The following is a 26047-nucleotide window of genomic DNA, read 5'->3' on the forward strand; positions in this document are numbered from 1 at the left end:
TCCGCGGGTTGTGGCGCGGAACACATCACCCGGCATCGGGGCGCCAGAGCTGCACCGTGGTCGTCGCGCCGCCGGGCAATTCGAGCAGTTCGATGGGGGTGCCGTCGGGATCGTAGATGAAGAACATCCGCACACCGCCGATGTCGACGGGCGCCTCGGCCCGCACGTCGGGGTGGTGGCGCCGGACGGTTTCGTAGGTGGCGTCGAGGTCGTCGACCCGGAACGACATGTTGGTGTAGCCCAGGTGCGGGCCGCTCGGGGACGCCGGCACAGCGCCCAACGACAGCAGCTCGACCATGGTGGCGGCGATCAGCCCGCCGACCATGCGACCCTGTTGCGCGGCCCCGCCGGTCACCGAGTCCAGTCCGGCCCCGGCCAACTCGACGTCGAACACGACGTCCATGCCCAGCACCGCGGTGTAGAACGCCACGGAGGCCTTGATGTCGGAGACGCCGATGCAGATGTGGGAGAAGTTCTGCACGGCGATCGGCTGCGGTTGGGTCATGGCTGCTCCTCAGGCCCTAGATCGCATGCGGCACCGCCGGCGCGCTGTGAATCCCACAGGTGCAGGCGTCGATCGACGGACACGTGCAGCGCATCCCCCACTCGATGACGGCCCGCGCCCGGGCCAGCGACTCGAGCTGCGCGTCGATCTCGGCCAGCTTTGCCTCGGCCAGGGCCCGGCTGGCGGGGCGTCCCGGCGCGTCGTCGGCGAACAGCAGCTGGATCTCCTCCAGCGCGAACCCGGCGGACTTGCACAGGCGGATCACCTCGAGCCGGGCGAGCACCGAATCGTCGTAGCGGCGCTGTCCGCCCAGCCGCGCCGGCGCCGACACCAGCCCGATCTGCTCGTAGTAGCGCAGCGTGGTGGCGGCCACCCCCGCCCGGCGTGCCACCTCCCCGATCGTCAGGCTTGGGGCCATGTCGCCTCCCGGGAAAATCGATGCTTGACTTAGAGCTAACTCTAAGTCGTTGACTGGGAGCATGCACAATCCCAGGCTTGACGAGCTGAGAAGCGCCCGCTACGCCCTGCTCCGGTCCTTCCGCCGCGACGGCGCCCCCGTGGACACCCCGATCTGGTTCGGGCTGGACGGGGACGCGCTGGTGTTCCGAACCAAGGTGGGGCCCAAGACCAGGCGGCTGGCGGCGCGCCGCGACGTCGAACTCGCCGCCTGCGACTATCGGGGGCGGGTGCGCCCGGGCGGGCAGGCGACGTCCTGGCTGGCCGGCCGCGCGACGATCCTGTCCGGCGCCGAGGCCGAGCGGGCCAACCGCCTGCTGCACCGGCGCTACGGCTGGCAGTGGAACATCGTCCCGCTGATCAAAGTTCCGGGCGTGACCAACGTCCACCAGGACCTATGCGTGCGCGAAAAGCTGCGGCGTGCCCGCGACCGTCGCGTCTGGACCGACAGCGCCATCGTGCGGGTGGACCTGCCATGACCGCCACGCAGACCGGACGGCCCGACCCCGTCCGCTCCCCCACCGTCCTCGAATGCTGCGGCGCCGCAGCCGGACTCGTTCGAGGCCTGGTGTGGCCCAGACGGCTCGACCGGCAGCTCATCCGCAGCATCACCGACGGCGGACTGCCCGATCCCCGCGTCACCGTCTCGGTTACCCGGCTGCCGCAGCTGCCCGCGCGGTGCCGACCGCCGCCATCGCCGAGGGCACGTTTCGCCCTGCGCGCGTGGAGAACTCGCTGACGTCGTTCATCGTCACGCACCCGGAAGCCACGTTCATCGTCGACCCCGCCGTCTGCACCGACGTCGAACGACGGGCGATCGCCCAACTGCCCGCGGTGCTGCGTGGCGTGGTCCGACCACCCGCGGACACCATCCCCACCGTCGCGGCATTGGCGCGGCTGCCGGAAACGCCGCGGTTGGATTTCGCGTTACCCACCCACGCGCACTGGGATCACGTGTCGGGGCTGCTGGACCTGCCCGAGCTCCCAGTGCTCCTGCACCGCAAGGAAAACGAGTGGATCGGTGCCGGGATGGTGGCACCCGTGGGCGGTGTGCGCGATTCCCTGCGCGACCGGCCCCTCACGCAATACGACCTGGACGGTCCGCCGGTGCTGACCTTCACCGCAAGGCACGACCTCTTCGGCGACAACTCCGTCCTCCTGGTGGACCTGGCCGGGCACACCCCCGGCAGCGTGGGAGTGCTCGCCCACACCGCCCGCGGCTGGATCCTGCTCGCCGGCGACGCCGCCTGGCACCGGCTGCAGATCGAGAAGGTCCGCCAAAAGGCCAGCTACCCAGGGGCTTTGGTGGACGTCGACCGCGACCAGACGTTCCGCACGCTGCACCGACTGCACCTGGCGCGGCACGCGGTGACGATCATCCCGACCCACGACCACCAGGCGGCGCTGGCGTTGCCCGCCTAACTCCCGGCGCGCTCCAGCAGAACCCGAGCCGCCGCCATGTGTCCTTCGAAGCCAAACGATGTTGACATCGCCCGATAGCGCTCGGCGAAGTCGTGATACGCGGCGTGTTCACCGCGAGCCCGCGCCAGCAACGCCCGCAACCGCAGCAGCGCAACGTCGAACAACACAAAACCGGGTTCGGTCGGCACGGCGGCCAGCCGCTCGACCGCTCCGGCAGCCTCATCCAGATCCTCTGGCCGGCCACGTTGCAGCAGCGTTTCCACGAAAGCCGTAGTGGCGGCCGCGCGGAACGTCGTCGGGTCGGTTACGGAGTGCGCCTCCACAACCTCCCGCAGCTGCGCTATCGCATTGTCGAGTTCACCGGCACGTGCTAGCTCCCTGGCGCGCTCGACATTGAGCTGCTGCAGAGCCGCCTGGTTGAGCCGATCGTGTGAGCCGGCCACCTGGGATTGGGCAAGCAGATCGAAACCTTGGGTGCGGTGCGCGCCCTCGAGTTGCACCAGGATGAGGCCGCGCAGAAACCTGGCCCACGCCAACGCGAATTGGTCTCCCCGCTCCTCGGCAGCGCGAAGGGCTTGTTCCGATTCGCTCAAAATCGCCGCGTCGGGAACCAGGAGCCCGTTTGCTACCCCGATGCCGTAGATGTGCAGGAGCATTATCGAACGCGTACCGGGTTCCAGCTCATCACCCATAGCGACCGCGTGGTCGACATCCTGCCGCCAATGCGGTGCGCCCCAGCACATCCGGGCAGCAGCGCGCATCACTGTGGCGATTCTCGAGGACGACCCGAAAATAGTTTCGGCGTTCCGCGGATCCGCGCGCGCTTCGTCGATGATCCTGTCGGCCAAACGAACCACCTCGGCGAGCTCGCCGGCCCCGAACTTCGCGGTGAGGGCGCCCGGCCGCAGGGTGACGGAGAGAACCGGATCACCCAGCGAATCAAGAAGATTCACAAATTCCGCCACCATTGCCGCAGCTTGGCGGTAGCGGCCGTAGGTGTTGAGTGCCATAATCTGCCCGGCCATGCCCATGGCGAGCGAGGCTTTGTCATCGGCGGCGGTCGCCAGCACGTGCAGTTCGTCGAAGATGGTGTCGTCCACACGGCCGCCGAACCGCCAGGCGCTCAGGCAAAGCAGGGCGCGCGGGGCGATTTGCATTGCGGCGCGCCCCGGCTCGTCGCCCGGCAGCCGGTCCGCAACATGGCACGCGCGTTGCCAGCTCGTCCGCGCGGCGCGAATGTCGCGGCCCGTCAACCACGTCCCGGCCCGCATGTGCCACCCGAACGCTGCCGTCAGGTCACCGGCCGCCTCCAGATGTTCAGCGATCAGCGCCGCGTTCTCGTCCGCCGATCCGGGATCGCGCTCCGCAAGCGCGGCCGCCAGCCGCGTATGCAGCGCTGCGCGACCAGCCTTGAGCTGTGATCGATAGGCCACCGTCTGGATCAGGGGCTGGCGGAATGCGTACTCCGCGACCGGCGTAAAAGTCACCTGTTCGACCAGCTGGGCGTGCACCAGGTGATCCAGCGTCGAGCAATCCGCCAGCGCAGCCAGCAGGTCGGCGCGGAAGCGGACACCGATCACCGCCGCCGCGTTCAATGTCGCTTTGGTCGCGCCGTCCAGCCGGTCGATGCGCGCGGCGATGGCCGCCTGAAGCGTGGCCGGGACAGCGACATCGGTTGATCCGCTTGCGTTCAGGTACGCGCCGGGACCGCCTTGGAGCACATTGCGATCGGTCAGGTCGCGCACGATTTCCTCGACGAAAAACGGGTTGCCCGCCGCGCGCTCGGTGATCCGCTCGGCCAGCACGGCAACCGACGGGTCGGTACCCAGCAGCTGGACGACCAACGCTTTGGTATCCGAAAAGCTAAGCGGCGCAAGGGAGATTTTCTGTGCCCCGGCCAGCTGACTCAGCGCGCCGGTGTACTCGGGACGATAGGTGATCAGCACCAACGAATGGGTCCGGGGGACGACGCTGATGAAGTCGGCCAACAGTGATTCGCTGGTCGGATCGATCCAGTGAGCGTCTTCGATGACATAGACGGTGGGAGCGGTGCTGGCGAGGGCCGCATCGCAGACCAGCGCCGTCAGACGCCGCCGCCGGGCGTCGGGGGCGATATCGGGCAGTTCGTCGTCGGGGTCGCGGATTCCCAGTGTGTCCTCGAGCAGCACCTGATCGACGTGATCGGCGGCGGGCACTCTTTCGCGCAGAAGCGCCCTGGCCTGGTGGTCACTCATGTCTTCCACCCCGAATGCCGCCCGCAGCAGCCGCTCCACCACCAAGAAGGGGACTTCGCCGGTGTGGGATTCGCAGTACGTCGAGAAAACCCGCATCAAACGCGGTATCGCTACGGCCACAATCTCGTCGACAACGCGGCTCTTGCCGATCCCGACGGGACCGACCACTCCTACCACACAGCCACGACCCGCCGCCGCCCGATCAAGCAACGCCGTCAAGGTGGCGAGCTCCCATGTGCGCCCAACCAGCTTCGACACCCGCCGGCTGTAATGAAAGCGCCCCGTGCGCATGGACAGCAACGGCCACGCGAGCACGGGGTTCTCGACACCCTTAAGGAGAACATTTTCGGGGGTGCCAAGCACGGCGACGTCGTCGACGAGGCGCGCGGTCGACTCGCTGAGCATGACTCCGCCGGGCGGCGCCACCGATTCCATCCGCTCCGCCATGCCGACCTGACGACCGACGGCGGTGTAATTCCATGGGCTCGAGCCGACATCGCCGGCAATAACCTCGCCCGAGTTCAGCCCCGCTCGCAGTTGAAGGTGGATACCGTCCCGGCTCTCCACCTGCACGGCCAGCTCTTGCATCGCTTCCTGAATGTCCAGGGCTGCCAGGCATGCGCACAATGCGTGATCCTCGAGCGCGATCGGTGCCCCGAAAACGGCCATGATGCCGTCGCCGGTGAATTTGTCCACGGTCCCGGCGTAACGGTCAACTATCGCGGCGCAGCGGTCGAACAGGTCCGCCATGATCTCGCGCAAGCGCTCGGCACCGACGGCCTCCGCGATGTCCATCGAACCCACCACATCGGCGAATAACACCGTCACCTGCTTGTACTCCGCGGATTGCTGCGGCGTTATCGGCGAACCGCAGCTGTCGCAGAAACGGGCCCCCTCGCGAAGTTCGATTTCGCAGGTGGCACACGTGGACGCTGCCGCCGCCATTCGGGCCCCTAATTCTCGAGTACACCCACCCGATTCGCTAACAATAGGGCTTCGCGGCACGAATTGCCCTAGTTGAAATGATCGACCGCAACCGTTGTCAGTTGCACACCAAGACCCGACAGTCCAACCGCCACAGTCAATTACTGGACGCGGACGAGGGAAACATCCACGGTGATGATCGCGAGGCTTTGCTCGGCGGTGCCGTCGTCGCCGCGCCGGTAGATGCGGCGGCGGGTCGGGAAGACGAACCCGTCGAACGTCTTGTGGTCGTCGGTGTAGTGCGCGACGGGAGCATTACCGGTCGCATCGGCGGCGTAGTCCATCCGGCGCAGCATGAAGTGCTGGTCGTAGTAAAAGACCTGATCGGAGTTGTGGTTGGCGTTGTTCGGCGGAAAGTGCACTGCGAGGCGCCACCAGGTTTCGTCGCCTTCCCGCCACGGCTGGATTTCGCTGACCTGCACGCCGGGATAAGTGAAGCTGAACGGCTGCGTGAAGTAGTTCCAGTTTGCGGCGCTGGTGAAGTACGCGGTCTGGATCGCATCCCACTTGGTGGTCTGCAGGTCAAACGGGGGGAAGCTCGACCGCGGATCGGTGCGCACTTCAACGACTTTGCCGCTGGTAGTTCGAATGGCCAACCGTTCGGGATCCACGTCGAACACCGCACAGTGATCAGGCCCGGGAAAAGGTGTCGTCGTGATGTGTTCGCGGTGGGCGTCCATCGAGATCGTCAGCGCGGGCGCGAAGTCCGGCCAGCCTCGCAGGGCCCAAAACGGCCCGCCGACCGCGATCTCGGCGGTGACGGCGTTGACGTGGCCCCAGTTCGCCAGCCCGCCGTGGGCGTCCAGCACGCCGTCGAGAAGTTCGCTGCTCATCTGCATCTCCTTAACGATTGGGGGACGGTGTTACGGGGGTGGCAATGGATCGCTTGATGAGATCGGCGACCGCGTCGGGCCGGTCCCATTGCGGCCAGTGGGATGCGCGATCGATCAGCTGCAATTCGCAGTTCGTGAACTGAGCGCAAATGTGTTGCGCCACATCAGGAGTCAGATTCGGATCGTCGCGGCCGAATATTACCGACACCGGCACTTGAACGGCCCGCAGCCGCGCGGATGCGATCACGGCGTCCTGCCGGTCCAGTGCCGCGGGAAGACCGCCGGTCCATGACCGGATCTCGGCGAGCGCATCTGGTTGGCCGTCGTCGCCGAAAAATTGCGGCACGATGGACCTGACGCCGATGCCGTCGGGGGGAAGGCTCCCATCGAGGCCGAAGCGGCGGCCCGTATAGGCGAGCAGCCACAACCGTTGGTTGGGATCGTCGAAGAGAGCGTTGGTCAAGGGTGTCAACGCGGGATCGGCCAGCAGAGCGATCATTTCGGGTAACCGAAGGTTCTGCTGTCGCCCGTAGTAGGTGTTGAGCAACACCAGCCGGGCGACGCGTTCCGGGTGGGCCACGGCGAACTCGATGGCTTCCGGTCCCGATGCGTCATGTCCGACCAGTACCACCTGCTCGAGTTCCAGGGCGTCGCAGACGGCCAGGAGCTCGTGCTGACGGCTGACGGCGCTCGATCCTCCCGGATCGCGCCGGCTTGATCGCCCGTAGCCGATCCAGTCGAATGTCACCACCCGCTGCGGCTCGAGTGGGCCGATGAGCCGGTCGTAGATGCGGGAGTCGTCGGGAAATCCGTGCATTGCCACGATCGCCGGAGTGCGGCCCGGATGGTCGCGCACATACAGTTGACCGCCGTCGTAATCGACGAGTCGCTCGGTTGCTTCATCCATGGTGCTGGCCTTGCTCGAGTTCGGCGGGCACCGGCAGCTCGAGCAGCGACAGCAGCTCGGCGAGCTTGGCGTCGAGCAGGCGGCCCACCTCGGTGATGCGGGGGTCGCCAAAGCTGGCGAACCGTGTCGAGGGTTGGTCGATGCTGAAATGGGTTGTGCCGGCTGAATCCTCGTAGATCGCCGTGCGCAGCGGGGCATAGAGCATGACCGCGGGATTGTGGCGATACATCGTCTCTACGACCACGTTGTTGCCCATCATGTAGGTCATCACGCGGGTCTGGTGCCCCAGCAGACGCATCATCGGTGTCGGATCCAGGGACCAAAACCGGGCAAACGTGTGCGGTGTGTGCTCCGCGGTGTAGCGCACCACTTCGTCCAGGTCGCCCTTTTCCAGTAGGGCCCGCAGCTCCTCTGACCCGATATCGGGGACGAGTGTCTCGTAGCGTCGGCACAGATCGTCGAAGCCGCCATCGGCGTCGATCACCAGGCGATTGACTTGGTGAGTGACGGTGTGGGCGCCGACGGGGCTGGCAACGGATGGCGTCACGGGTTCCCTCCCAGATTTGGATTTCGTTTCCTCAACAAGGTCGATAAGACATGACTTTAAATCGTATAGATAACTTTTTCAACCATCATGTTGAGAAACCAGTTTTCCGCAGGTAGACTGGCCTTTATGTCCGCCCGCAAGAGCTACAACCAGAACTGCCCCATCGCCAAGGGACTCGACGTGCTCGGCGAGCGGTGGACGTTGCTGATCCTGCGCGAGCTGCTTGCCGGACCGCGCCGCTACAGCGATCTGCGCGCCGAACTGCCCGGCATCGCGACCAACCTGCTTGCCGAGCGACTCAAGGAACTGGAAAAAGCCGGGCTGGTGGATCGCGCCGAGCTGCCGCCGCCGATTGCTCGCACCGTTTACACGCTCAGCGACACCGGCTGGCAGCGGGTGCTACCGATCCTGCAGAGCCTCGCCTGGTTCGGCCTTGATCAGCTCGACTCCATGGAAGGCGGCCCCGTCCCGCCGCTGACCGGATTCCTCGCGTTGATCGTGGTCCCCTTCGACCCGCTCAAGGCCGCGGGGCTGACTGCGGCTTATCGCGTCGAGATCGACGGGCGGCGGTTCGAATTCGCGGTCGATCGTGGCCATCTGACGGCCGCTCGAGGCGAACCCGACGTGACGGTTACCGCGAGCGCCGCCGATCTCGCCACCGCGCGCCTCGGCTCCACCGAAGCCAAACGCAGGGCAGCACTGCGGCGCATCAAATTCGACGGTGCACCCGCCGCCATCGCGTCGCTGCGCACCGCGTTTTCGTTGCCGGACGATTAAGTCCGCTAAAGACCCAGGCAGCCCGGACCCAGCAGCTCCTTGAGGTCGCCCATCAGCGCCGGCGACGGCGTCACCCGTAGCGAGGCGTCCAGCTCCAGCGTGGTGATCCGGTCCCCGCTGATCAGCCGCAGGTGCACCTGCGACGTGCCGGGGTGACGCGCCAGCACCTGCTTGAGCGCGCTGACCTTGTCGAGGGTGCACTGGCGCGTCGGCATGCTGACCGCCAGCGGACGGTCCGGCTGGGCGTTGGAAAAGTCCGGCACCACAAGCTCGTTGGCGATCAGCGCGATCCGGTCGTCGCGGATCGCGACCTTGGCGTTGATCAGCACCACGGCGTCGTCGACGATCTCGGCGCCGAAGGTCGAGTACGCGTGCGGGAAGAACATCACCTCGATGCCACCGGTGAGGTCCTCCAATTGCGCCGAGGCCCAAGGCATTCCGTTCTTGTTGACCCGCCGGTTCACCGAGGCCAGGATGCCGCCGACGCGCACCTGGGTGTCGTTGGGGACGTCGCCGTCGAGGATCGCCGGGATCGCGGTGTCGACCTGCGCGGCCAGCAGGTGCGCGACCCGGTTGAGCGGATGGCCGGACACGTACAGCCCCAGCATCTCTCGCTCGAGGGCCAGCTTGTGCTTGTCCTCCCACTCGTCGTCGGGCACCTTGATGGTGAAGACCGAGTCGCCGGCCGCTTCCCCATCAGAGCCGCCGAATAGGTCGAACTGCCCCATCGCCTCGGCCTTCTTGGTGCCCAGCACGGAGTCGACGGCGTCGGTGTGGACCAGGAACAGGCCCTTGCGGGCGTGGCCCAGCGAATCGAACGCGCCGGCCTTGATCAGCGACTCGGTGACCTTCTTGTTGCAGGCCGAGACGTCGATCTTGTTGAGGTAGTCCGAGAAGTCGGTGAACTTGCCCTTCTCGCCGCGGGTACTGATCAGCGAGCTCACCACGTTGGCGCCGACGTTGCGCACCGCACCCAGCCCGTAGCGGATGTCGGCGCCCACCGACGCGAAGTTCAGCCCGGACTCGTTGACGTCCGGCGGCAGCACCGTGATGCCCAGCTTGCGGCAGTCGGCGAGGTAGACGGCCGCCTTGTCCTTGTCGTCGCCGACCGAGGTCAGCAGGCCGGCCATGTACTCGCTGGCGTAGTTGGCCTTGAGGTAGGCGGTCCAATAGGAGACCAGGCCGTAGCCGGCGGCGTGCGACTTGTTGAACGCGTAGTCCGCGAACGGAAGGATGGTGTCCCACAACGCCTTGATGGCACCCGCGGAGAAGCCGTTGGCCTTCATGCCGTCGGAGAAACCCTCGAACTCCTTCTCCAGCACCTCGCGCTTCTTCTTGCCCATCGCCTTGCGCAAAATGTCCGCTCGGGCCAGCGAGTAGCTGGCCACCTTCTGCGCGATGCGCATGATCTGCTCCTGATACACGATCAGGCCGTAGGTCTCGGCGAGGATCTCGCGCAGCGGTTCCTCGAGCTCGGGGTGAATGGGTTTGATCGCCTGGCGCCCGTTCTTGCGGTCGGCGTAGTCGTTGTGGGCGTTCATGCCCATCGGGCCGGGCCGGTACAGCGCGAGCACCGCGACGATGTCCTCGAACCCGGTCGGCTGCATGCGGCGCAGCAGGTCGCGCATGGGCCCGCCGTCGAGCTGGAACACCCCGAGCGTGTCGCCGCGGCCCAGCAGCTCGTAGGTGGCCTTGTCGTCCAGCGGCACCGACTCCAGGTCGAGGTCAATTCCCCTGTTGGCCTTGATGTTCTCGATCGCGTCGCCGATGATCGTCAGGTTGCGCAGCCCCAGGAAGTCCATCTTCAACAGGCCGATGGCCTCGCAGGACGGGTAGTCCCAGCCGGTGATGATGGCGCCGTCCTGCGGCCGCTTCCACAGCGGGATCGCCTCCGTCAGCGGCTCGCTGCTCATGATCACCGCGCAGGCGTGCACGCCCGCGTTGCGGATCAGGCCCTCCAGGCCGCGCGCGGTCTGGTAGATGGTGCGGACGTCGGGGTCGGTTTCGATCAGCCCGCGGACCTCCGCGGCCTCCTTGTACCGCTCGTGGTTCGGGTCGGTGATGCCCGACAGCGGGATGTCCTTGGCCATGATCGCCGGCGGCAGCGCCTTGGTGATCCGGTCGGCGATGGCGAAGCCGGGCTGGCCGTAATGGATCCGCGCCGAATCCTTCAGCGCCGCTTTGGTTTTGATGGTGCCGAACGTGATGACCTGGGCCACCCGGTCGGAGCCCCACTTGTCGGCGGCGTAGCGCACCATCTCGCCGCGCCGGCGGTCGTCGAAGTCGATGTCGATGTCGGGCATCGACGTGCGCTCGGGGTTGAGGAACCGCTCGAACAGCAGCCCGTGCGGGATCGGGTCGATGTCGGTGATGCCCAGCGCGTAGGCCACCAGGGATCCGGCGGCCGAGCCGCGGCCGGGCCCGACCCGGATGCCCACCGAGCGCGCGTAGTTGATCAGGTCGGCGACGATCAGGAAGTACGACGGGAAGCCCTTGTCGCAGATGACCCCGATCTCGTAGGCCGCCCGCTGCTGATAGCCCTCCGGCGGGCCCGCGGGAAACCGCCGGGCCAGCCCGGCGTCCACCTCGTGGCGCAGCCAGGACGCCTGGTCGTGCCCGTCGGGCACCGGGAAGACCGGCATCCGGTCGCGCGGCGTCCACACCTCCGCGTAGGACTGCACCCGCTCGGCGATCAACAGCGTCGAGTCGCAGGCGCCGGGCACCTCGTCGTCCCAGATCTGGCGCATCTCGGCGGCCGACTTGAGGTAGTAGCCGTCGCCGTCGAACTTGAACCGGTTGGGATCCGAAAGCGTCTTGCCGGTCTGCACGCACAGCAGCGCCTCGTGGTTGTGCGCGGCGTCGCGGGTGACGTAGTGGCAGTCGTTGGTGGCCAGCGGGCGGATGTTGAGCGCGCGGCCGATCTCGAGCAGGCCCTCGCGGACCCGCCGCTCGATGGTCAGCCCGTGGTCCATCAGCTCGAGGAAGTAGTTGTCCGGCCCGACGATCTCGCGCCAGCGGGCCGCCGACTCCAGCGCCTCGCGGTCGTGTCCCAGGCGCAGCCGGGTCTGCACCTCCCCGGACGGGCAGCCGGTGGTGATGATGATGCCCTCGGCGTGTTCGGCGATGAGCTCGGCGTCCATCCGCGACCATTTGCTCAACTGACCCTCGAAGGAGGCCAGCGAGGACAGCTTGAACAGGTTGCGCAGGCCGGCGGCGTTCTCGGCCAGCATCGTCAGGTGCGTGTAGGAGCCGCTGCCGGAGACGTCGTCGGCCTTCTGGCTGGGGTCGCCCCAGGTGACGCGGCGGGTGTCGAAGCGCGAGCCCGGCGCGATGTACGCCTCGACGCCGATGATGGGCTTGACCCCGGCCTTGGTCGCCTCGTTGTAGAACTCGCTGGCCCCAAACATGTTGCCGTGGTCGGTCATCCCGACCGCGGGCATCTGCAGCCGCTCGACCTCGGCGAGCATCGGCGCGATCTTCGCGGCACCGTCCAGCATCGAGTACTCGGTGTGGTTATGCAGGTGCACGAAGGACCGCGAAGATGAACCGTTCATAGGGACGCCAGTGTATGACCGACCACCGACGCATCCCCGGCGTGTCGCGTCGTGTGTCTCTCAACTCCGCCGTTTGGCCGCGGCGGATTTAAGGTGGCGCTATGACCCAGATTGCAGACCCGTACGTGGTGTCGTCGCCGTGGTCGCCGCGAGAGGCCGAACTGCTGGCGGTGACGTTGCGGCTGCTGGCCGAGCACGGCTACGACGGGTTGACGGTGGACGCCGTGGCCAGCGAGGCCCGGGCCAGCAAGGCCACGGTGTACCGGCGCTGGCCCTCGAAAGCCGAATTGGTGCTGGCCGCCTTCATCGAGGGCATCTGCCAGATCGCGGTGCCACCGGAAACCGGCACGTTGCGCGGCGATCTGCTGCAGATCGGGGAGAAGATCTGTCAGCAGGGCCACCAGCTCGCCAGCACCATCCGCGCGGTGCTCGTCGAGGCGTCGCGCCACCCCGCCCTCGGCGACGCGTTGCAGCACCAGTTCCTCGATCAGCGCAAGGCCATGCTCCAGCACGTGCTGCGGCAGGCGGTGGATCGCGGCGAGATCCCCGAGAGCGCGATCAACGACGAGCTGTGGGACCTGCTGCCCGGATACCTGATATACCGCTCGATCCTGCCCGGGCGGGCGCCCGACCGCCGCACGGTGCAAGCCCTGGTCGACGGCTTCATCCTTCCCGGACTCACCCGATCCGGGGAATATCAGGAAAATTGATACAAAGTGTACGGTCACGTCTCTTGTGCAGTACTGATCAGTACCGTAGGGTCATATCCGACGGCCACGCCCGCAGGAGCCGCGTGACCGTTGCGCCCGCGCATCGAAAGTCCAACGGGTGAAGGGGATTTCGATCATGGCCCTCGTCAGACGGGGATGGATTCCGCTGGTCGCGGTGCTCGTCGTCGCGCTCACGGGGTTCGCCATCTACCGCCTGCACGGAATCTTCGGCTCCCACTCCAACGTCTCGGCCAACAGCGGCCTGGCCAACGAGATCGTCCCGTTCAACCCCAAGAAGGTGGTCCTCGAGGTCTTCGGCGCGCCGGGCGCCGTGGCGACCATCAACTACCTGGACGTCAACGCGCAACCCCAGCAAGTCAAGAACGCGCCACTCCCCTGGTCGTACACCATCACCTCGACCGAGCCCGCGGTGATCGGCAACGTGGTCGCGCAGGGCACCGGGAACACCCTCGGCTGCCGGATCACCGTCAACGGTGAGGTCAAGGACGAACGCACAGTGAACCAAGTCGACGCCTACACCTTCTGCCTGGACAAGTCGGGATGAGCAACCACCAAGAGACGCGGCCCCGTGTGCCGCACATCATCCGGCGGCTCGCGCTGCCGATCCTGCTGTTCTGGATCGCGCTCGCCGCGATCACCAACATCGCGGTGCCGCAGCTGGAAGACGTGGGCAAGACCCACAACGTGGCGCTGAACTCCCCCGATGCGCCGGCGCTGAAGGCGATCAAGCGCATCGGCCAGAAGTTTCAGGAATTCGATACCGACAGCCAGGCGATGATCGTCCTGGAAGGCGACAAGCCGCTGGGCGCCGACGCGCACAAGTTCTACGACGCGATGCTCCGCAAGCTCGAGCAGGACAAGAAGCACGTCGAGCACATTCAGGACTTCTGGGGCGACACCCTGACCGCGGCGGGGTCGCAGAGCAACGACGGCAAGGCGGCCTACGTCCAGCTGTTTCTCGCGGGCAATCAGGGCTCGGCCCTGGCCAACGAGGGCGTCGGCGCCGTCCGCGACATCGTCGAGCACATGCAGCCGCCGCCCGGTGTCCATGTCTATGTGACCGGCGCGGCGCCACTCATCTCTGATCAGTTCGACATCGGCAGCAAGGGAACGGCTAAGGTCACCGCGATCACGGTCGGGGTGATCGCGGTGATGTTGCTGTTCGTCTACCGATCCGTCTTCACGATGCTGCTCGTGCTCTTCACCGTGCTGATCGAAATGTCCGCCGCCCGAGGGATCGTCTCCTTCCTGGGGAACGCCGGCATCATCGGGTTGTCGACGTACGCGACGAACCTCCTCACATTGCTGGTGATCGCCGCCGGGACCGACTACGCGATATTTTTCGTCGGCCGCTATCAGGAGGCGCGCGGGGCCGGCGAGGACAAGGAAACCGCCTACCACACCATGTACCGCGGGACGGCCCACATCGTCTTGGGCTCGGGGCTGACGGTCGCCGGCGCGGTCTTCTGTCTGAGCTTCACCCGGCTGCCCTACTTCCAAAGCCTGGGCATCCCAGCCGCTCTCGGCATCCTCGTCGCTCTTTTCGCCTCGCTCACCCTGGGCCCGGCGGTGCTCACAGTGGGCTCCGCGCTGGGTGTCTTCGACCCGAAGCGCGCGATGCGGACCCGCGGATGGCGGCGGATCGGCACCGCCATCGTCCGCTGGCCCGCCCCCGTGCTCACCGCGGCGTGCGCCCTCGCCCTGGTGGGCCTGCTCGCGCTGCCCGGGTACAAGACGAGCTACGACACCCGGCCCTATATGCCCACCAGCGCCCCGTCCAACATCGGTTACACCGCGGCCGAGCGGCACTTCTCCCGCGCCCGGCTCGAGCCCGAATTGCTCATGGTCGAAACGGATCACGACATGCGCGACCCGGCCGACATGCTGATCCTGGACCGGGTGGCCAAGGCGGTGTTCCACGTGCCCGGCGTCGCCCAGGTGCAGACCATTACCCGGCCGTTGGGAACCCCGCTCGTGCACAGCTCGCTCGCGTTCGTGATCAGCAATCAGAGCGCAGCGCAGCAGGAAAACCTGACGTACCAACGGGATCGGGCGGACGACCTGCTCAAGCAGGCCGGCGAGTTGGCGAAGACGATCAACATCCTCAAGCAGCAGTACGCCCTGCAGCAGCAGCTGGCCGACGCCACCCACAGCGAGACGCAGAGCTTTCACGACACGGTCGACACGATCCGGGACCTGCGGGACAAGATCGCGACCTTCGACGACTTCTTCCGGCCGATTCGCAGCTACTTCTATTGGGAGAGGCATTGTTTCGACATCCCGGCCTGCTGGGCCATCCGTTCGGTCCTGGACGCGCTCGACGGCGTCGACCAGCTCACGGAGAAGTTCGAGAACCTCACGGCCACCCTGGACAAGCTTGACGCGCTGCAGCCCAAACTGGTGGCGCTGATACCGCCCCAGATCGACAGCCAGGAGACCAACCGCGAACTGGCGCTGGCGAGCCACGCCACCCAGGCCGGCATCAACGCCCAGACGCAGGCCGCGATCGACAACGCGACGGCGCTGGGGCAGGCGTTCGACACCGCGAAGAACGACGACAGCTTCTACCTGCCGCCCGAGGTGTTCAACAACCCCGACTTCAAGCGGGGGCTGAAACTGTTCCTGTCCCCCGACGGCAAGGCGGCCCGGATGATCGTCACCCATGACGGTGATCCCGCTACGCCGCAAGGCATCTCACACATCGACCCGATCGTCAACGCCGCGCACGAGGCCCTCAAGGGCACGCCGATGGCCGACGCCAAGATCTATGTCGGCGGCACCGCCGCGACGTACAAGGACATCCAGGACGGCGCCAAGTACGACCTGTTCATCGTGGGGTTCGCCGCGTTGGCTCTCATCCTGCTGATCATGCTGATCATCACGCGCAGCCTGGTCGCGGCGCTCGTCATCGTTGGGACGGTGGCCCTTTCGCTGGGCGCCTCGTTCGGGCTGTCGGTGCTGGTGTGGCAATACCTGTTGGGCATCAAACTGTATTGGGTCGTGCTGGCGCTGGCCGTGATCCTGCTGTTGGCGGTGGGATCCGACTACAACCTGCTGCTGATTTCGCGATTCAAGGAGGAGATCCACGCGGGCCTCAAGACGGGCATCATCCGCTCGATGGCGGGGTCCGGCTCGGTGGTCACCTCCGCGGGCCTGGTCTTCGCGGTCACCATGTGCGCGTTCGTGTTCAGCGGTTTCCAAGTGTTGGGCCAGATCGGGACGACGATCGGTTTGGGGCTGTTGTTCGACACGCTGATCGTGCGTTCCTTCATGACGCCTTCCGTGGCAACGCTTCTCGGGCGCTGGTTCTGGTGGCCCCAACGGGTGCGCCCGCGGCCGGCCAGCACGATGCTGCAGCCCTACGGGTCGCGGGCGTCGGTGCGTCAGCTGCTTTTGTGGGAGGACGGCGACACCGCGGTGCTGCCTAGCCGTAACGCTCGAGAAACTGCTTCAGCGACTTCTGCACGTCTCCCTTGACCGCGCGGGCCGCGGCCGAGCCCACCGGGCCGAACAGCGCGCGCCCGCCCAGCTCGAGACGCAGGCCCAGCGTCGACCCGTCCCCGGCGGGGCGCACGGACAGCGTGACGGCGTATTTCGCGCCGCCCTTGCCCGATCCCGACATCGCCACCTCGTGCGGCGGATCCCACGTGGTCACCGTCCACGTCACCCGGTTGCGCAGGCCCTTGGACCGCGCGACGCCGACGATCTGAGTGCCCTCGGTGATCTCGTCGGGCAACTCGCTGCGCCACCCCTCGTGAAGCACCAGCCATTCCCCCAGCTCCGACAGGTCCGACACGTGGTCCCACATCTCCTGCGGGGCCATCGGCATGTCGGCCGTCATCTCGACGGCGGCCATAATTCCCTCCTCAACGGCGACTGGCGCTGCAAGAATTTCGCATGCTGTCGTCCTTACATTCCACCAAGATCCGTCCAGACACCTGACCTTTTGGCACGAACGGGGAACCACATGACAAAGGCATGGGCGATGATGATCGGGGGTTTTGTGCTCTTTTGCGCCGGCTTCCCCGCGATGCTTGATTGGTCGCGCTACTGGTGGTGTCTGGCGTTTTACCTGGCCGGGTTGGCCCTGCTCATCCTCGGCAGGAGGCAGCACGATCTGGTGAGCGCCCGGGCAGGCCAAGAGCGACTGGTCGCCGGTTCGGAAAACCGGCCCGACGCCCCGATTGCGGAGCAGCCCCCATCGCGCCGCAAGGCCGCCGTGGTCCTGGCCTGGATCGGCGTCGTCCTTGCCTTTCTGGCCGTGCTGGCCGGGCTACGCCTGGCCGAGCAGGGCGCGTTGCCCGAAGTCCTGGATTCCGGAACGCCGGCGAGGGCGACGGTCGTTAAGTGCGCCCCGAGCCAGTACCGCGGGACCAGCGGGTACCGCTGCGACGTCACGTGGAGCGTCGGCGGAACAACGCACACGGGCCCGTTGTACCCGCTGGCGAAGTGGAGCGGGGGGTGGACAGGCATTCACAAAGATCCCCCGGCAGTGGGGTCACAGCTGGACGTGCGGGTGCGCGGCGACAGAGCCTATGAACCGGCGAACCGGGCCCTCGACGCCTCGTTCATCGCCGGGGGTTTGGCGGTGATCGCGGCAGGCGTGGTCCTGTTTTTGTATCTGCGCCGCAGATTCATCAGGCGGTCGGCGCGCTAGTGGCTGGGCCCGCCGCGGAATCGGTTGCCGATCCGCAGCCCGGGCAGTAGCAACGTGCGCGGCACGAACCTGCCGCCGGTGCTGACGACCTTGGGCACGATGCCCGGCACCACGCTGCGTTTGCCGGCCAGCATCCCGCCGATGGCCGCCTCGGCGACGTCGTGCGGCGAGACCTGGGCCACGGGGATGCTGAACCGCTCGGCGTTGGCGATCTCGGCCCATTCGGTGGGCACCGGGCCCGGACACAGGACGGTGACCGACACCCCCGTCCCGTGCAGCTCCTCGTGGATGGCTTCGGAGAACGTCTGCACGAACGCCTTGGTGGCCGAGTACACCGCCATGTACGGCAGCGGCTGGAACCCGGCGATCGAGGCGATGTTCATCACGGCGCCGGCGCCGCGCTCGACCATGCGGGGCAGCGCGGCGTGGGTGAGCTCCATCAGGGCGAGCGCGTTGAGGGTGACCTCTTCGCTTTCGCGCTCGAGCGGCAACTCGTGGAACACCCCGCTGGTGCCGAAACCGGCGCTGTTGCACAGGCCGGCGATCGGCTCGGTGCGGAGCCGGTCCGCCAGCTTCGCCCGGGCCTTGGCGTCGCTGAGGTCCAGCGGCAGGACCTCCACGGCCACCGAGTACTCCTGGCCCACGTCGTTGGCGAGGTCGTCGAGGCGGTCGCGGCGCCGCGCGACCAGCAATAACGGGAAGCCGCGTCGAGCCAAGCCGCGGGCCAGTTCGGCGCCGATGCCGGAGGACGCACCGGTGATGACGACGGTGGTGTCGGTGTCGGGTTTCGGAAGGCTCATCGTGTCACCAATCTTCCCTGCGTCACCAATGTATCCCTCGGGTCGCCCGGACAAACGTCTCGCTGCGTTTATCGAAAGGTTCTGCATCACTGGATGATTCGCCGCCCTTGGCCGCGTCGGAGTCTTTGAACATCGCGAACGCGCGATTGCGCACGCGGTCCATCACCGCCGGGTTGACGGCGTCGGCGACGGCGGCGAATTGCCCGAAGGGGGAGCTCGCCCGCCGGGGCCGGTGCACGATCGCGTCGGTGATCACGCCGGCCGCCTGCTCGGGCGTCAGCGCCGGGAACTTGTCGTACATGGTGGTCGGGCTGATCATCGGCGTGCGCACCAGCGCCATGTGCACGGTGGTGAACTTGATGTCGTCGTTGACCACTTCGGCCTGCAGCGCGTCGCACAGGCTGTCGAGGGCGGCCTTGCTGGCGATGTAGGCGCCGAAGCGCGGCGCGCGGGTCTGCACGCCGACCGAGGAGACGTTGATGATCTGGCCGAAGCCGCGCTCCCGCATGCCGGGGATGAACTTGAGGATGAGCTGGACCGCGCCGAGGTAGTTCAGTTGCATGGTCCGCTGATAGTCGTGGATGCGGTCGTAGGACAGCTCCAGCGAGCGCCGAATCGAGCGCCCCGCGTTGTTGATGAGGATGTCGACGCCGCCGAGGTCACCGAGCACCTGATCGGCCATCGCCGCGATGGCGTCCATGTCGGTCAGGTCGCACGGGTAGATGTGGGCGGTGCCGCCCTCGCCTTCGATCTCCGAGGCGACCTTCTCGAGGTTCTCCCGGGTTCGGGCCACCAGCACCACCACGCCGCCCGCTTCCGCGATCTTCTTGGCGGCAGCCGCGCCGATGCCCGACGACCCCCCGGTGATCAGGACGGTGCAGCCCTCCACGGCGTCGCGCAGCGTGCGACCCTGCACCGCGTCCAGCAGGTTCCGTAAATAGAACGGTCGATATCGCCCGGTCGAGTTGGGGGTGTTGATGATGTTGGACACCGCCGCGAACGGCTTTTCCACCAGGTGGGTCAAGTCACCAAGCAGATTCATCGGCTCTCGCTCCTGAGGGGCAATGTGACGTGGGTCATAGAACCAACCTAGGGCATCGGCCGCCGGGCACAAGCAGATTGCCGGGATGCGAACTCCGGTCCGGCGGATCACCGGACCGGCCACACCGCGGCCATCCGAGGGCAATCGGCTTGTTACACAGGGTAATCCGGGTGTGATCGCGGACTAACTGACGGGCAACGCCCAAATGTTCCAATCGGCGTTATGAAGATGCTGGCGCACTTCCGCAAACCGGAGCCGCACACAATCTACGACCGGATCGGCGGACACGAGGCCATCGAACTCGTCGTCGAGGACTTCTACGTTCGCGTGCTCGCCGACAGCCAACTGGCGGGCTTTTTCACCGGGACCAACATGAACCGCCTCAAGGGCAAACAGGCCGAGTTCTTCGCGGCCGCCCTCGGCGGCCCCGAGCCGTACACCGGAGCGCCGATGAAACAGGTGCACCAGGGCCGCGGCATCACGATGCACCACTTCAGCCTGGTGGCCGGGCACTTGGCGGACGCGCTCGCCGCCGCGGGGGTCTCCGCCGCGACGGTCACCGAAATCCTCAGCGCCATCGCGCCGCTGGCGCCCGAGATCACGTCGCCGGAAACCACCAAGGTCTAGGCGCGGCGCTCCCCCGCGACGTCGGCGAGCCGTCGGCGCAGATACCGCGTCACGCCGGCGTCGGCGGTGAGATCGATGGCCGTGCGGTAGGCCTCTGCCGCCGCCGCCGGCCGCCCCGCCTCGGCCAGCAAATGCGCACGCGCCGTCCAGGCCGGCTGGAAGCGCGCCATCGCCGGGTCGGTTATCCCGTCGAGCGCGACCAGCCCCGCCTCCGGTCCGTCGAGCCGGCCGTCGACGACCGCCAGGGAAACCGCCGCACCCAGCGACGGGGCGACGCGCAGCAGCGCCCGATGCAGTTTGCGCAGCGCCGCCCAGTCGACGTCACCACCCTGCACCCGCGCGCAGTGCGTCGATTGGATGGCTGCCTCGTACTGATAGCGACCGGGGCGACCGAAGCTGTGGGCTCGACGCAGCAGCGCCTCGCCACGAGCGATCATCGCCGGGTCCCACAGCCCGGTGTCCTGCTCGTCGAGCGGCACGAACTCACCGCGACCCGTGCGCCGCGCCGGCCGACGCGACTCGGACAGGCAGATCAGCGCCGCCAGCCCGAGCGCCTCGGGCTCCTCGGGCAGCAGTTCGGCCAGCACCAGCGCCAGATGCAGCGCCTCGGCGGATAACGACTCGATTGGCGACCCGGCCGGCTCCAGCTGCCAATCGATGGCCCAGGCCCCGTAGACGGCCTCCAGCACGGCCGGCAGCCGCTCGTCGAAGTCCGCCGGGACCGCGAACGGGATGCGCGCGTCGCGAATCCGGCGCTTGGCGCGGACCAGCCGCTGGGCCAGCGTCGCCGGCGGCAACGAGAACGCCCGCGCGATCGCCGCCGAGTCGATGCCCAGCACCGTCTGCAGCATCAACGCGGTGCGGCAATTGGCGGCGATCGCGGGATGCGCGCAGACCAGCATCAGCTCCAGGCGACGTTCGGGGATCGCCGCCGGGGCCGGGAAATCGCCATCGAAATCCCATGCCGTATCCCATGTTTCGGGCAGTGGGCCGGTCATTCGGTAGGCGTGCGACTTCCAGCGGTCGCGCAGCCGGTTGCGGGCCACGGCGAGGACCCATGCTTCCGGGTTGGCGGGTATCCCGTCCTCAGGCCAACGGGCGAGCGCGCGCTCCAGCGCGTCACCGAGGGCGTCCTCGGCCGCCGGGATGTCGGCGTTCGGCGCGGCCAGCACCGCCAGCAGCCGGCCGTACGACGCGCGGACCAGCCCGGCCACCCGGCCCTGCACCTCATTCAGGGCTGTACCATCCCTTCGCGCTCGCGTAAGTGACTGCGACGGGCCGGATTTCGATTGACCCCCACGCGGCGGCCGGGCATCGCTTCGCCCACGACAGGGCGGCGTCCAGGTCCGGCACGTCGATGACGAACACCCCGCCGAGGCGTTCCTTGGTGTCGGCAAACGGCCCGTCCTGGATCGTGGGTTCGCCGTCACGGGCGGTGAAGGTGGTCGACGCGACGGCGGATTGCAGCACCTGGGTGCCGATCAGCACGCCGGCCGCGTCGAGGTCGTCGGCGTACTTGGCGAACGCCGCCCGCGCGGGTGCCATGTCTTCGGTGGTCAGCCCGAGTTCGCCGCCCTCCTGGTAGTGCATGAGCAGGCAGTACTGCATGATGATGCCCCTTTCTTCTCAATGGTTTCACCGCAATGACGATTGAGGCCACGTCCGATCGACATCACAATGCAATGCATGCCCCGCACATTCGAAGATCTGGTGGCCGAGGCCGAGTCGGTGAACGTTGACGGCTGGGACTTCTCCTGGCTCGACGGCCGCGCGACGGAGGAGCGACCGTCCTGGGGCTTCCAGCGGCTGCTCAGCGGCCGCTTGGCGACGGTGTCGGCCGCGCTGGACATCCACACCGGAGGGGGCGAGGTGTTGGCCGGGGCGGGACCGTTCCCGCCCACCATGGCGGCCATCGAGACCTGGCCGCCCAATGCGGCCCTGGCGACCAAGCGCCTGCATCCGCTCGGCGTGGTGCTGGTGGCGATGCGGGACGAGCCGCCGTTGCCGTTCGCGGACGAGGCGTTCGACCTGGTGACCACCCGCCACCCGATCTCGGTGTGGTGGAAGGAGATCCTTCGGGTGCTCCGGCCGGGCGGCACGTACTTCGCGCAGCACATCGGTCCCGCCACGATGGGCGAGCTGGTCGAGTACTTCATCGGACCGCAGCCCGAGAAGTGGGCCGAGTTTCACCCCGACGCGGTGCGCGCGCAGGTGCAGGCCGCGGGCCTGGAGGTCGTCGACGTGCGCATGGAGCGGCTGCGCGCCGAGTTCTTCGACATCGGCGCCGTCGTGTACTTCCTGCGCAAGGTGGTGTGGACGGTGCCGGACTTCACCGTCGAGCGCTACCGGGACCGGCTGCGGGAACTGCACGAGCGGATCGAGGCCGAGGGCCGATTCGTCGCGCACCCGACGCGGGTGCTGGTCGAGGCGCGCAAGCCCGGCTGACCCGTCGACATCCCCGAGCCTGTAATTCTGCAGAAGAAGTGCGAGAGACGGCCTGCAAAATTACAGGGTCGACGAAGTGATCAGCCCTCGTCGCGCAGCACATCCAGCGCGTGCTGCAGATCCGCCGGGTAGGGGCTGACGATCTCGATCCGCCGGCCGTCGGCTGGGTGGGCGAACGCCAGCGAGCGCGCGTGCAGCCATTGCCGTTCCAGCCCAAGCCTTTTCGCCAGTTTGGGGTCCGCGCCGTAGACGAGGTCACCGCAGCAGGGGTGGTGCAGCGCGGAGAAGTGCACCCGGATCTGATGGGTGCGACCGGTTTCCAGGTGCACGTCGAGCAGGCTGGCGGCGACGTGGGCTTCCAGGGTGTCGTAGTGGGTGAGGCTGTGCCGGCCGTCTTTGGTGACCGCGAACTTCCATTCGCCGCCGCGGTGCCGCCCGATCGGCGCGTCGATCGTCCCGCTGGACGGATCCGGGTGGCCCTGCACCAGCGCGTGGTAGCGCTTGTCGACGGTGCGCTGCTTGAACGCCCGCTTGAGCACCGTGTAGGCGCGCTCGGAGAGCGCCACCACCATCACCCCGGAGGTGCCGACGTCGAGGCGGTGCACGATGCCCTGGCGCTCCGGCACGCCGGAGGTGGTGATCCGATAGCCGGCGGCGGCCAGGCCGCCGAGCACCGTGGGTCCGGTCCAGCCGACCGAGGCGTGTGCGGCCACCGCCGCCGGCTTGTCGACCGCGACGATGTCGTCGTCGGAATACAGGATGGTCATGCCCTCGATGTCGACGGGCGTGTTTTCCGGCGGCGCCGGCGCGTCGGGCAGCCGCACGTGCAGCCACGCGCCGCTCGTCAGGCGGTCGGACTTGCCGGCCTGCACACCGTCCAGTTCCACGCCGCCGTCCTCGGCCAGTGCCGCCGCCGCGGTCCGCGACAGCCCCAACAGCCGCGACAGCCCGGCGTCAACACGCATGCCCGCCAGTCCCTCCGGGACGGGCATCGAACGCTCGGTCATCAGTGCTGATCGGCCTTGCGGCGGGCGACAGTGTCCCCGTTGGGCTTTCGGCGGCCCACGGCATCGAAGTCGTATCCGAAGACCGAGAGCACCACCAGCAGGATGGCCCCGCCGACCACGGACGGGTCGGCGACGTTGAACACCGGCCACCAGCCGACCGACAGGAAATCGACGACGTGGCCGCGCAGCGGCCCGGGCGACCGGAAGAACCGGTCGACCAGGTTGCCCATCGCGCCGCCGAGGATCATGCCGAGCCCGACCGCCCACCACGGCGACACCAGCCGACGCCCCATCCAGAAGATGCCGACCACCACACCCGTCGCGATCAGCGTCAGCACCCAGGTGTATCCGGTGGCCATCGAGAACGCCGCGCCCGAATTGCGCACCAGCGTCCACGTCACTGTGTCGCCGATGATCGACACCGGCTGGCCGGGCGGCAGCAGTTTGACCGCCAGCACCTTGGTCACGATGTCCAGGGTGAGCACCACCGCCGCGACCGACAGCAGCAGGCGCAGCCTCCTCGGCGGCCTGGTGGGTGCGGGTTCGGGTTCGGCCACCTCCGGCGCCGGTCCTGCTGGTTCGTCGGACACGTCACCATCATCCCCTAACCGAAACGTGCGCGATGATGCCACCGTGACTTCCTCGAAGGCCCGACTCACCGTCATCGCCACCGGCGGCACGATATCGACCGGAAAAGGGGCCGACGGGGTGCGGCGACCGGCGTACAGCGGGGCGGACCTCACGTCAGGACTCGACGTGGACGTCGTGGACCTGCTGGCCCTCGACAGCTCCGAGCTGACGCCGGCCGACTGGGACCGCATCCGTGCCGCCGCGCGCGCGGCGATCGACGGCGGCGCCGACGGCGTGGTCGTCACCCACGGCACCGACACCATGGAAGAGAGCGCCCTCTGGCTCGACCTCACCCACGCGGGGACCGTCCCGGTCGTGCTCACCGGCGCCATGCGCAGCGCCGACGCCCCCGACGCCGACGGCCCGGCCAATCTGCGCGACGCGCTGGCGGTCGCGGCCAGCCCGGCCGCCGGTGACCTGGGGGTCCTGGTGTGCTTCGCCGGCCGGGTGCTGCAACCGCTGGGCATGCACAAGGTCGCCACCGAGGACCTCAGCGGCTTCGCCGGCGAACTGGTCGGCAGGGTGGACCGCGGCGGCGTGAGCCTGACCGGCCCCAAGACGCGCCCGTATCTCGGCGATCTCGGCGCCGCCGGCGCTCCCCGCGTCGACATCGTGGCGGCCTACCTCGGCAGCGACTCGGTGGCGCTGGACGCCTGCGTGGCCGCCGGCGCGCGGGGCGTGGTGCTGGAGGCGCTGGGTTCGGGCAACGCCGGACCCGCGGTCGTCGACGGGGTGCGCCGGCACTGCCGCGACGGGGTGAGCATCGCGGTGTCCACCCGCGTCCCGGGCGGGCGGGTCGGCGCGAGTTACGGTCCCGGCCACGAGATGGCCGCCGCCGGTGCGGTGATGGTGCCGCGGCTGCGGCCGCCGCAGGCGCGGGTGCTGATGATGGCGGCGCTGGCCGCTGGGCTACCCGTCGCCGACGTCATCGACCGCTGGGGTTAGCAGCGCGTCGGCCTGCAGGCCACCCAGATAGTCAGGCCAGTCCAGGGAGTCGACCGGGTTGGCGCCGGTGAGATCGGCGGTGTCGGCGGGAAACGTCCGCGCCTGGCCCGGGCCGCACCCGCGGGTCTCGAAGCGCACCGTCACTACCCCGTGGCCGGCGCCCTGCACCCAGCCGTGCCCGAATTCGCGGTGCGCTATGTCATCTCCCACCCGCCACCCCGCGGCATCGCCTCTCCGCCATGGCGAGGCCTCCTCGGTCGGCGGCGCGAACATGGCCTCGGTCGCGGTCTCGATGTGCTGCTGATCCGAAGTCTCCGCCGACAACTCGAGGTCGGGGAACAGCGACTCCTGGCGGACGTCGCTCAGTCCCGAAAACCCCACGCCGAGAAGGCGAATCGGCCCGATTTCGCGCGGGTCGAGCAGCAGCCGGCGGGCCACCGCGGTGAGCGCGCCGGCCTCGGTGGTCGCGTAGGGCAACGTCGCCGAGCGGGTCAGCGTGCTCATGTCGGACTTCTTCAGCTTCACGGTGACGGTGCGCGCGCCGCGGCCGTCGCGCAGCAGGCGCTGCTGGGCGGGTTGCCGGTACGGCGGCTGTGGGGGATCGGCCCGGTCGCCGAGGAGAAGCTGAATCGACTCGGCATCGAGACCATCGGGCAGCTGGCCGCGCTGACCGCCGCCGAGGTGGCCAACATCCTGGGCGCGACGGTCGGGCCGGCGCTGCACCGCCTGGCCCGCGGCGTCGACGACCGCCCGGTCGCCGAGCGTGCGGTGGCCAAGCAGATCAGCGCCGAGTCCACCTTCGCCGCCGACCTCACCAGCCTCGAGCAGCTGCGGGAAGCGATCGACCCCATCGCCGAGCACGCCCACCAGCGCCTGCTGCGCGACGGCCGCGGCGCGCGCACCGTCACCGTGAAGCTGAAGAAGTCCGACATGAGCACGCTGAC

Annotated in this window: 24 protein-coding genes and 2 pseudogenes; 11 read left to right on the forward strand and 15 right to left on the reverse strand. The window is 67.9% G+C overall.

What is annotated here, in order from left to right; genetic code table 11:
* Window positions 1-25 precede the first annotated feature (25 nt).
* Both A9X00_RS27925 and A9X00_RS27930 read right to left on the reverse strand, forming a co-directional pair.
* Window positions 26-505, reverse strand: a complete 480-nt coding sequence (locus tag A9X00_RS27925; protein ID WP_067161221.1) for a VOC family protein — start codon at window positions 503-505, stop codon at window positions 26-28.
* Between the two features lie 16 nt (window positions 506-521).
* The gene (locus A9X00_RS27930; RefSeq protein ID WP_067161226.1) at window positions 522-923 is read right to left on the reverse strand and encodes a MerR family transcriptional regulator; all 402 of its coding nucleotides are present in this window, start codon (window positions 921-923) and stop codon (window positions 522-524) included.
* 61 nt (window positions 924-984) lie between these two features.
* On the opposite strand from A9X00_RS27930, the gene A9X00_RS27935 reads away from it, so the two are divergent.
* Complete coding sequence (locus A9X00_RS27935) at window positions 985-1440, forward strand: PPOX class F420-dependent oxidoreductase (RefSeq protein WP_067161227.1); 456 nt, start codon at window positions 985-987, stop codon at window positions 1438-1440.
* A gap of 199 nt (window positions 1441-1639) precedes the next feature.
* Window positions 1640-2383, forward strand: a complete 744-nt coding sequence (locus tag A9X00_RS27940; protein ID WP_232006966.1) for an MBL fold metallo-hydrolase — start codon at window positions 1640-1642, stop codon at window positions 2381-2383.
* Here the strand turns inward: A9X00_RS27940 and A9X00_RS27945 are convergent.
* The 4 genes from A9X00_RS27945 to A9X00_RS27960 all read right to left on the reverse strand — a co-directional run bounded on the left by A9X00_RS27945 (window position 2380) and on the right by A9X00_RS27960 (window position 7888).
* Window positions 2380-5562 carry an adenylate/guanylate cyclase domain-containing protein gene (locus A9X00_RS27945; protein ID WP_067161228.1) on the reverse strand — a complete coding sequence of 1061 codons (3183 nt, stop codon included), beginning with the start codon at window positions 5560-5562 and terminating at the stop codon, window positions 2380-2382. The two genes, A9X00_RS27940 and A9X00_RS27945, sit on opposite strands and share 4 nt — an antisense overlap.
* A 140-nt stretch (window positions 5563-5702) precedes the next feature.
* Window positions 5703-6434 (reverse strand): hypothetical protein, encoded by a 732-nt coding sequence (locus A9X00_RS27950; protein ID WP_067161286.1) that lies wholly within the window; start codon window positions 6432-6434, stop codon window positions 5703-5705.
* Between the two features lie 10 nt (window positions 6435-6444).
* Window positions 6445-7341 carry an alpha/beta fold hydrolase gene (locus tag A9X00_RS27955; RefSeq protein WP_067161231.1) on the reverse strand — a complete coding sequence of 299 codons (897 nt, stop codon included), beginning with the start codon at window positions 7339-7341 and terminating at the stop codon, window positions 6445-6447.
* The gene (locus A9X00_RS27960; protein ID WP_082975570.1) at window positions 7334-7888 is read right to left on the reverse strand and encodes a DUF302 domain-containing protein; all 555 of its coding nucleotides are present in this window, start codon (window positions 7886-7888) and stop codon (window positions 7334-7336) included. The genes A9X00_RS27955 and A9X00_RS27960 overlap by 8 nt, the downstream gene beginning before the upstream one ends.
* A gap of 126 nt (window positions 7889-8014) precedes the next feature.
* Here A9X00_RS27960 and A9X00_RS27965 point away from each other — a divergent pair, with 126 nt between their 5' ends.
* Window positions 8015-8665, forward strand: a complete 651-nt coding sequence (locus A9X00_RS27965) for a helix-turn-helix domain-containing protein (protein ID WP_067161234.1) — start codon at window positions 8015-8017, stop codon at window positions 8663-8665.
* 5 nt (window positions 8666-8670) lie between these two features.
* Here the strand turns inward: A9X00_RS27965 and dnaE are convergent, their stop codons facing one another.
* Entirely contained in the window at window positions 8671-12219 is a 3549-nt protein-coding gene (gene dnaE / locus A9X00_RS27970) for a DNA polymerase III subunit alpha (protein WP_067161237.1), read from the reverse strand.
* A 101-nt stretch (window positions 12220-12320) separates the two neighbouring features.
* On the opposite strand from dnaE, the gene A9X00_RS27975 reads away from it, so the two are divergent.
* From A9X00_RS27975 to A9X00_RS27985, 3 genes are all read left to right on the forward strand, one after another.
* A complete protein-coding gene (locus tag A9X00_RS27975; RefSeq protein WP_067161238.1) occupies window positions 12321-12929 on the forward strand; it encodes a TetR/AcrR family transcriptional regulator in 609 nt (202 codons plus the stop codon).
* A 136-nt stretch (window positions 12930-13065) separates the two neighbouring features.
* A complete protein-coding gene (locus tag A9X00_RS27980; RefSeq protein ID WP_369830801.1) occupies window positions 13066-13494 on the forward strand; it encodes an MmpS family transport accessory protein in 429 nt (142 codons plus the stop codon).
* The gene (locus A9X00_RS27985; RefSeq protein ID WP_067161239.1) at window positions 13491-16427 is read left to right on the forward strand and encodes an RND family transporter; all 2937 of its coding nucleotides are present in this window, start codon (window positions 13491-13493) and stop codon (window positions 16425-16427) included. Before A9X00_RS27980 ends, A9X00_RS27985 begins: the two co-directional genes overlap by 4 nt.
* Here A9X00_RS27985 and A9X00_RS27990 read toward each other — a convergent pair.
* Window positions 16375-16806 carry an SRPBCC family protein gene (locus A9X00_RS27990; RefSeq protein ID WP_067161240.1) on the reverse strand — a complete coding sequence of 144 codons (432 nt, stop codon included), beginning with the start codon at window positions 16804-16806 and terminating at the stop codon, window positions 16375-16377. The genes A9X00_RS27985 and A9X00_RS27990 overlap by 53 nt on opposite strands.
* A gap of 111 nt (window positions 16807-16917) precedes the next feature.
* On the opposite strand from A9X00_RS27990, the gene A9X00_RS27995 reads away from it, so the two are divergent.
* The gene (locus A9X00_RS27995; protein ID WP_067161241.1) at window positions 16918-17607 is read left to right on the forward strand and encodes a hypothetical protein; all 690 of its coding nucleotides are present in this window, start codon (window positions 16918-16920) and stop codon (window positions 17605-17607) included.
* Here A9X00_RS27995 and A9X00_RS28000 read toward each other — a convergent pair.
* Window positions 17604-18407 (reverse strand): SDR family oxidoreductase, encoded by an 804-nt coding sequence (locus tag A9X00_RS28000; RefSeq protein ID WP_067161243.1) that lies wholly within the window; start codon window positions 18405-18407, stop codon window positions 17604-17606. The two genes, A9X00_RS27995 and A9X00_RS28000, sit on opposite strands and share 4 nt — an antisense overlap.
* Window positions 18408-18429: 22 nt before the next feature.
* Window positions 18430-19449 (reverse strand): SDR family NAD(P)-dependent oxidoreductase, encoded by a 1020-nt coding sequence (locus tag A9X00_RS28005; RefSeq protein ID WP_067161247.1) that lies wholly within the window; start codon window positions 19447-19449, stop codon window positions 18430-18432.
* Between the two features lie 222 nt (window positions 19450-19671).
* Between A9X00_RS28005 and A9X00_RS28010 the strand changes: the two genes are divergently transcribed.
* A complete protein-coding gene (locus A9X00_RS28010) occupies window positions 19672-20076 on the forward strand; it encodes a group 1 truncated hemoglobin (protein WP_067161251.1) in 405 nt (134 codons plus the stop codon).
* On the opposite strand, the gene A9X00_RS28015 is transcribed toward A9X00_RS28010, so the two are convergent.
* Both A9X00_RS28015 and A9X00_RS28020 read right to left on the reverse strand, forming a co-directional pair.
* Window positions 20073-21281 carry an RNA polymerase sigma factor gene (locus A9X00_RS28015; protein ID WP_197515294.1) on the reverse strand — a complete coding sequence of 403 codons (1209 nt, stop codon included), beginning with the start codon at window positions 21279-21281 and terminating at the stop codon, window positions 20073-20075. The genes A9X00_RS28010 and A9X00_RS28015 overlap by 4 nt on opposite strands.
* Before the next feature lie 22 nt (window positions 21282-21303).
* Window positions 21304-21684: a YciI family protein gene (locus tag A9X00_RS28020; RefSeq protein WP_067161252.1), complete on the reverse strand. Its 381-nt coding sequence runs from the start codon at window positions 21682-21684 to the stop codon at window positions 21304-21306.
* Between the two features lie 78 nt (window positions 21685-21762).
* Between A9X00_RS28020 and A9X00_RS28025 the strand changes: the two genes are divergently transcribed.
* A complete protein-coding gene (locus tag A9X00_RS28025) occupies window positions 21763-22521 on the forward strand; it encodes a class I SAM-dependent methyltransferase (protein ID WP_067161255.1) in 759 nt (252 codons plus the stop codon).
* A gap of 80 nt (window positions 22522-22601) precedes the next feature.
* Here A9X00_RS28025 and A9X00_RS28030 read toward each other — a convergent pair whose 3' ends face one another.
* Both A9X00_RS28030 and lspA read right to left on the reverse strand, forming a co-directional pair.
* A complete protein-coding gene (locus A9X00_RS28030; RefSeq protein ID WP_067161260.1) occupies window positions 22602-23528 on the reverse strand; it encodes an RluA family pseudouridine synthase in 927 nt (308 codons plus the stop codon).
* A complete protein-coding gene (gene lspA, locus A9X00_RS28035) occupies window positions 23528-24118 on the reverse strand; it encodes a signal peptidase II (protein WP_067161262.1) in 591 nt (196 codons plus the stop codon). The genes A9X00_RS28030 and lspA overlap by 1 nt, the downstream gene beginning before the upstream one ends.
* 43 nt (window positions 24119-24161) lie before the next feature.
* On the opposite strand from lspA, the gene A9X00_RS28040 reads away from it, so the two are divergent.
* On the forward strand, window positions 24162-25103 hold the full coding sequence (locus A9X00_RS28040; protein ID WP_369830802.1) for an asparaginase: 942 nt from the start codon (window positions 24162-24164) through the stop codon (window positions 25101-25103).
* Here A9X00_RS28040 and A9X00_RS28045 read toward each other — a convergent pair.
* Window positions 25068-25676, reverse strand: a pseudogene (locus A9X00_RS28045) (DNA polymerase IV); the annotation flags it as partial. The gene A9X00_RS28040 and the pseudogene A9X00_RS28045 overlap by 36 nt on opposite strands.
* On the opposite strand from A9X00_RS28045, the pseudogene A9X00_RS31050 reads away from it, so the two are divergent.
* Window positions 25656-26047 (forward strand): annotated as a pseudogene (locus tag A9X00_RS31050) (DNA polymerase IV); the annotation flags it as partial. The pseudogenes A9X00_RS28045 and A9X00_RS31050 overlap by 21 nt on opposite strands.

This window comes from Mycobacterium sp. 1245805.9 (assembly GCF_001672915.1).
Classification (GTDB): Bacteria; Actinomycetota; Actinomycetes; order Mycobacteriales; family Mycobacteriaceae; genus Mycobacterium.

What these genes read in the sequence shown, in the direction of transcription:
- A9X00_RS27925 (WP_067161221.1), bottom strand. Translation starts at nt 505, where the DNA reads ATGACCCAACCGCAGCCGATCGCCGTGCAGAACTTCTCCCACATCTGC.
- A9X00_RS27930 (WP_067161226.1), bottom strand. Translation starts at nt 923, where the DNA reads ATGGCCCCAAGCCTGACGATCGGGGAGGTGGCACGCCGGGCGGGGGTG.
- A9X00_RS27935 (WP_067161227.1), top strand. Translation starts at nt 985, where the DNA reads ATGCACAATCCCAGGCTTGACGAGCTGAGAAGCGCCCGCTACGCCCTG.
- A9X00_RS27945 (WP_067161228.1), bottom strand. Translation starts at nt 5,562, where the DNA reads ATGGCGGCGGCAGCGTCCACGTGTGCCACCTGCGAAATCGAACTTCGC.
- A9X00_RS27950 (WP_067161286.1), bottom strand. Translation starts at nt 6,434, where the DNA reads ATGAGCAGCGAACTTCTCGACGGCGTGCTGGACGCCCACGGCGGGCTG.
- A9X00_RS27955 (WP_067161231.1), bottom strand. Translation starts at nt 7,341, where the DNA reads ATGGATGAAGCAACCGAGCGACTCGTCGATTACGACGGCGGTCAACTG.
- A9X00_RS27965 (WP_067161234.1), top strand. Translation starts at nt 8,015, where the DNA reads ATGTCCGCCCGCAAGAGCTACAACCAGAACTGCCCCATCGCCAAGGGA.
- dnaE (WP_067161237.1), bottom strand. Translation starts at nt 12,219, where the DNA reads ATGAACGGTTCATCTTCGCGGTCCTTCGTGCACCTGCATAACCACACC.
- A9X00_RS27975 (WP_067161238.1), top strand. Translation starts at nt 12,321, where the DNA reads ATGACCCAGATTGCAGACCCGTACGTGGTGTCGTCGCCGTGGTCGCCG.
- A9X00_RS27980 (WP_369830801.1), top strand. Translation starts at nt 13,066, where the DNA reads ATGGCCCTCGTCAGACGGGGATGGATTCCGCTGGTCGCGGTGCTCGTC.
- A9X00_RS27985 (WP_067161239.1), top strand. Translation starts at nt 13,491, where the DNA reads ATGAGCAACCACCAAGAGACGCGGCCCCGTGTGCCGCACATCATCCGG.
- A9X00_RS27990 (WP_067161240.1), bottom strand. Translation starts at nt 16,806, where the DNA reads ATGGCCGCCGTCGAGATGACGGCCGACATGCCGATGGCCCCGCAGGAG.
- A9X00_RS27995 (WP_067161241.1), top strand. Translation starts at nt 16,918, where the DNA reads ATGACAAAGGCATGGGCGATGATGATCGGGGGTTTTGTGCTCTTTTGC.
- A9X00_RS28000 (WP_067161243.1), bottom strand. Translation starts at nt 18,407, where the DNA reads ATGAGCCTTCCGAAACCCGACACCGACACCACCGTCGTCATCACCGGT.
- A9X00_RS28005 (WP_067161247.1), bottom strand. Translation starts at nt 19,449, where the DNA reads ATGAATCTGCTTGGTGACTTGACCCACCTGGTGGAAAAGCCGTTCGCG.
- A9X00_RS28010 (WP_067161251.1), top strand. Translation starts at nt 19,672, where the DNA reads ATGAAGATGCTGGCGCACTTCCGCAAACCGGAGCCGCACACAATCTAC.
- A9X00_RS28020 (WP_067161252.1), bottom strand. Translation starts at nt 21,684, where the DNA reads ATGCAGTACTGCCTGCTCATGCACTACCAGGAGGGCGGCGAACTCGGG.
- A9X00_RS28025 (WP_067161255.1), top strand. Translation starts at nt 21,763, where the DNA reads ATGCCCCGCACATTCGAAGATCTGGTGGCCGAGGCCGAGTCGGTGAAC.
- A9X00_RS28030 (WP_067161260.1), bottom strand. Translation starts at nt 23,528, where the DNA reads ATGACCGAGCGTTCGATGCCCGTCCCGGAGGGACTGGCGGGCATGCGT.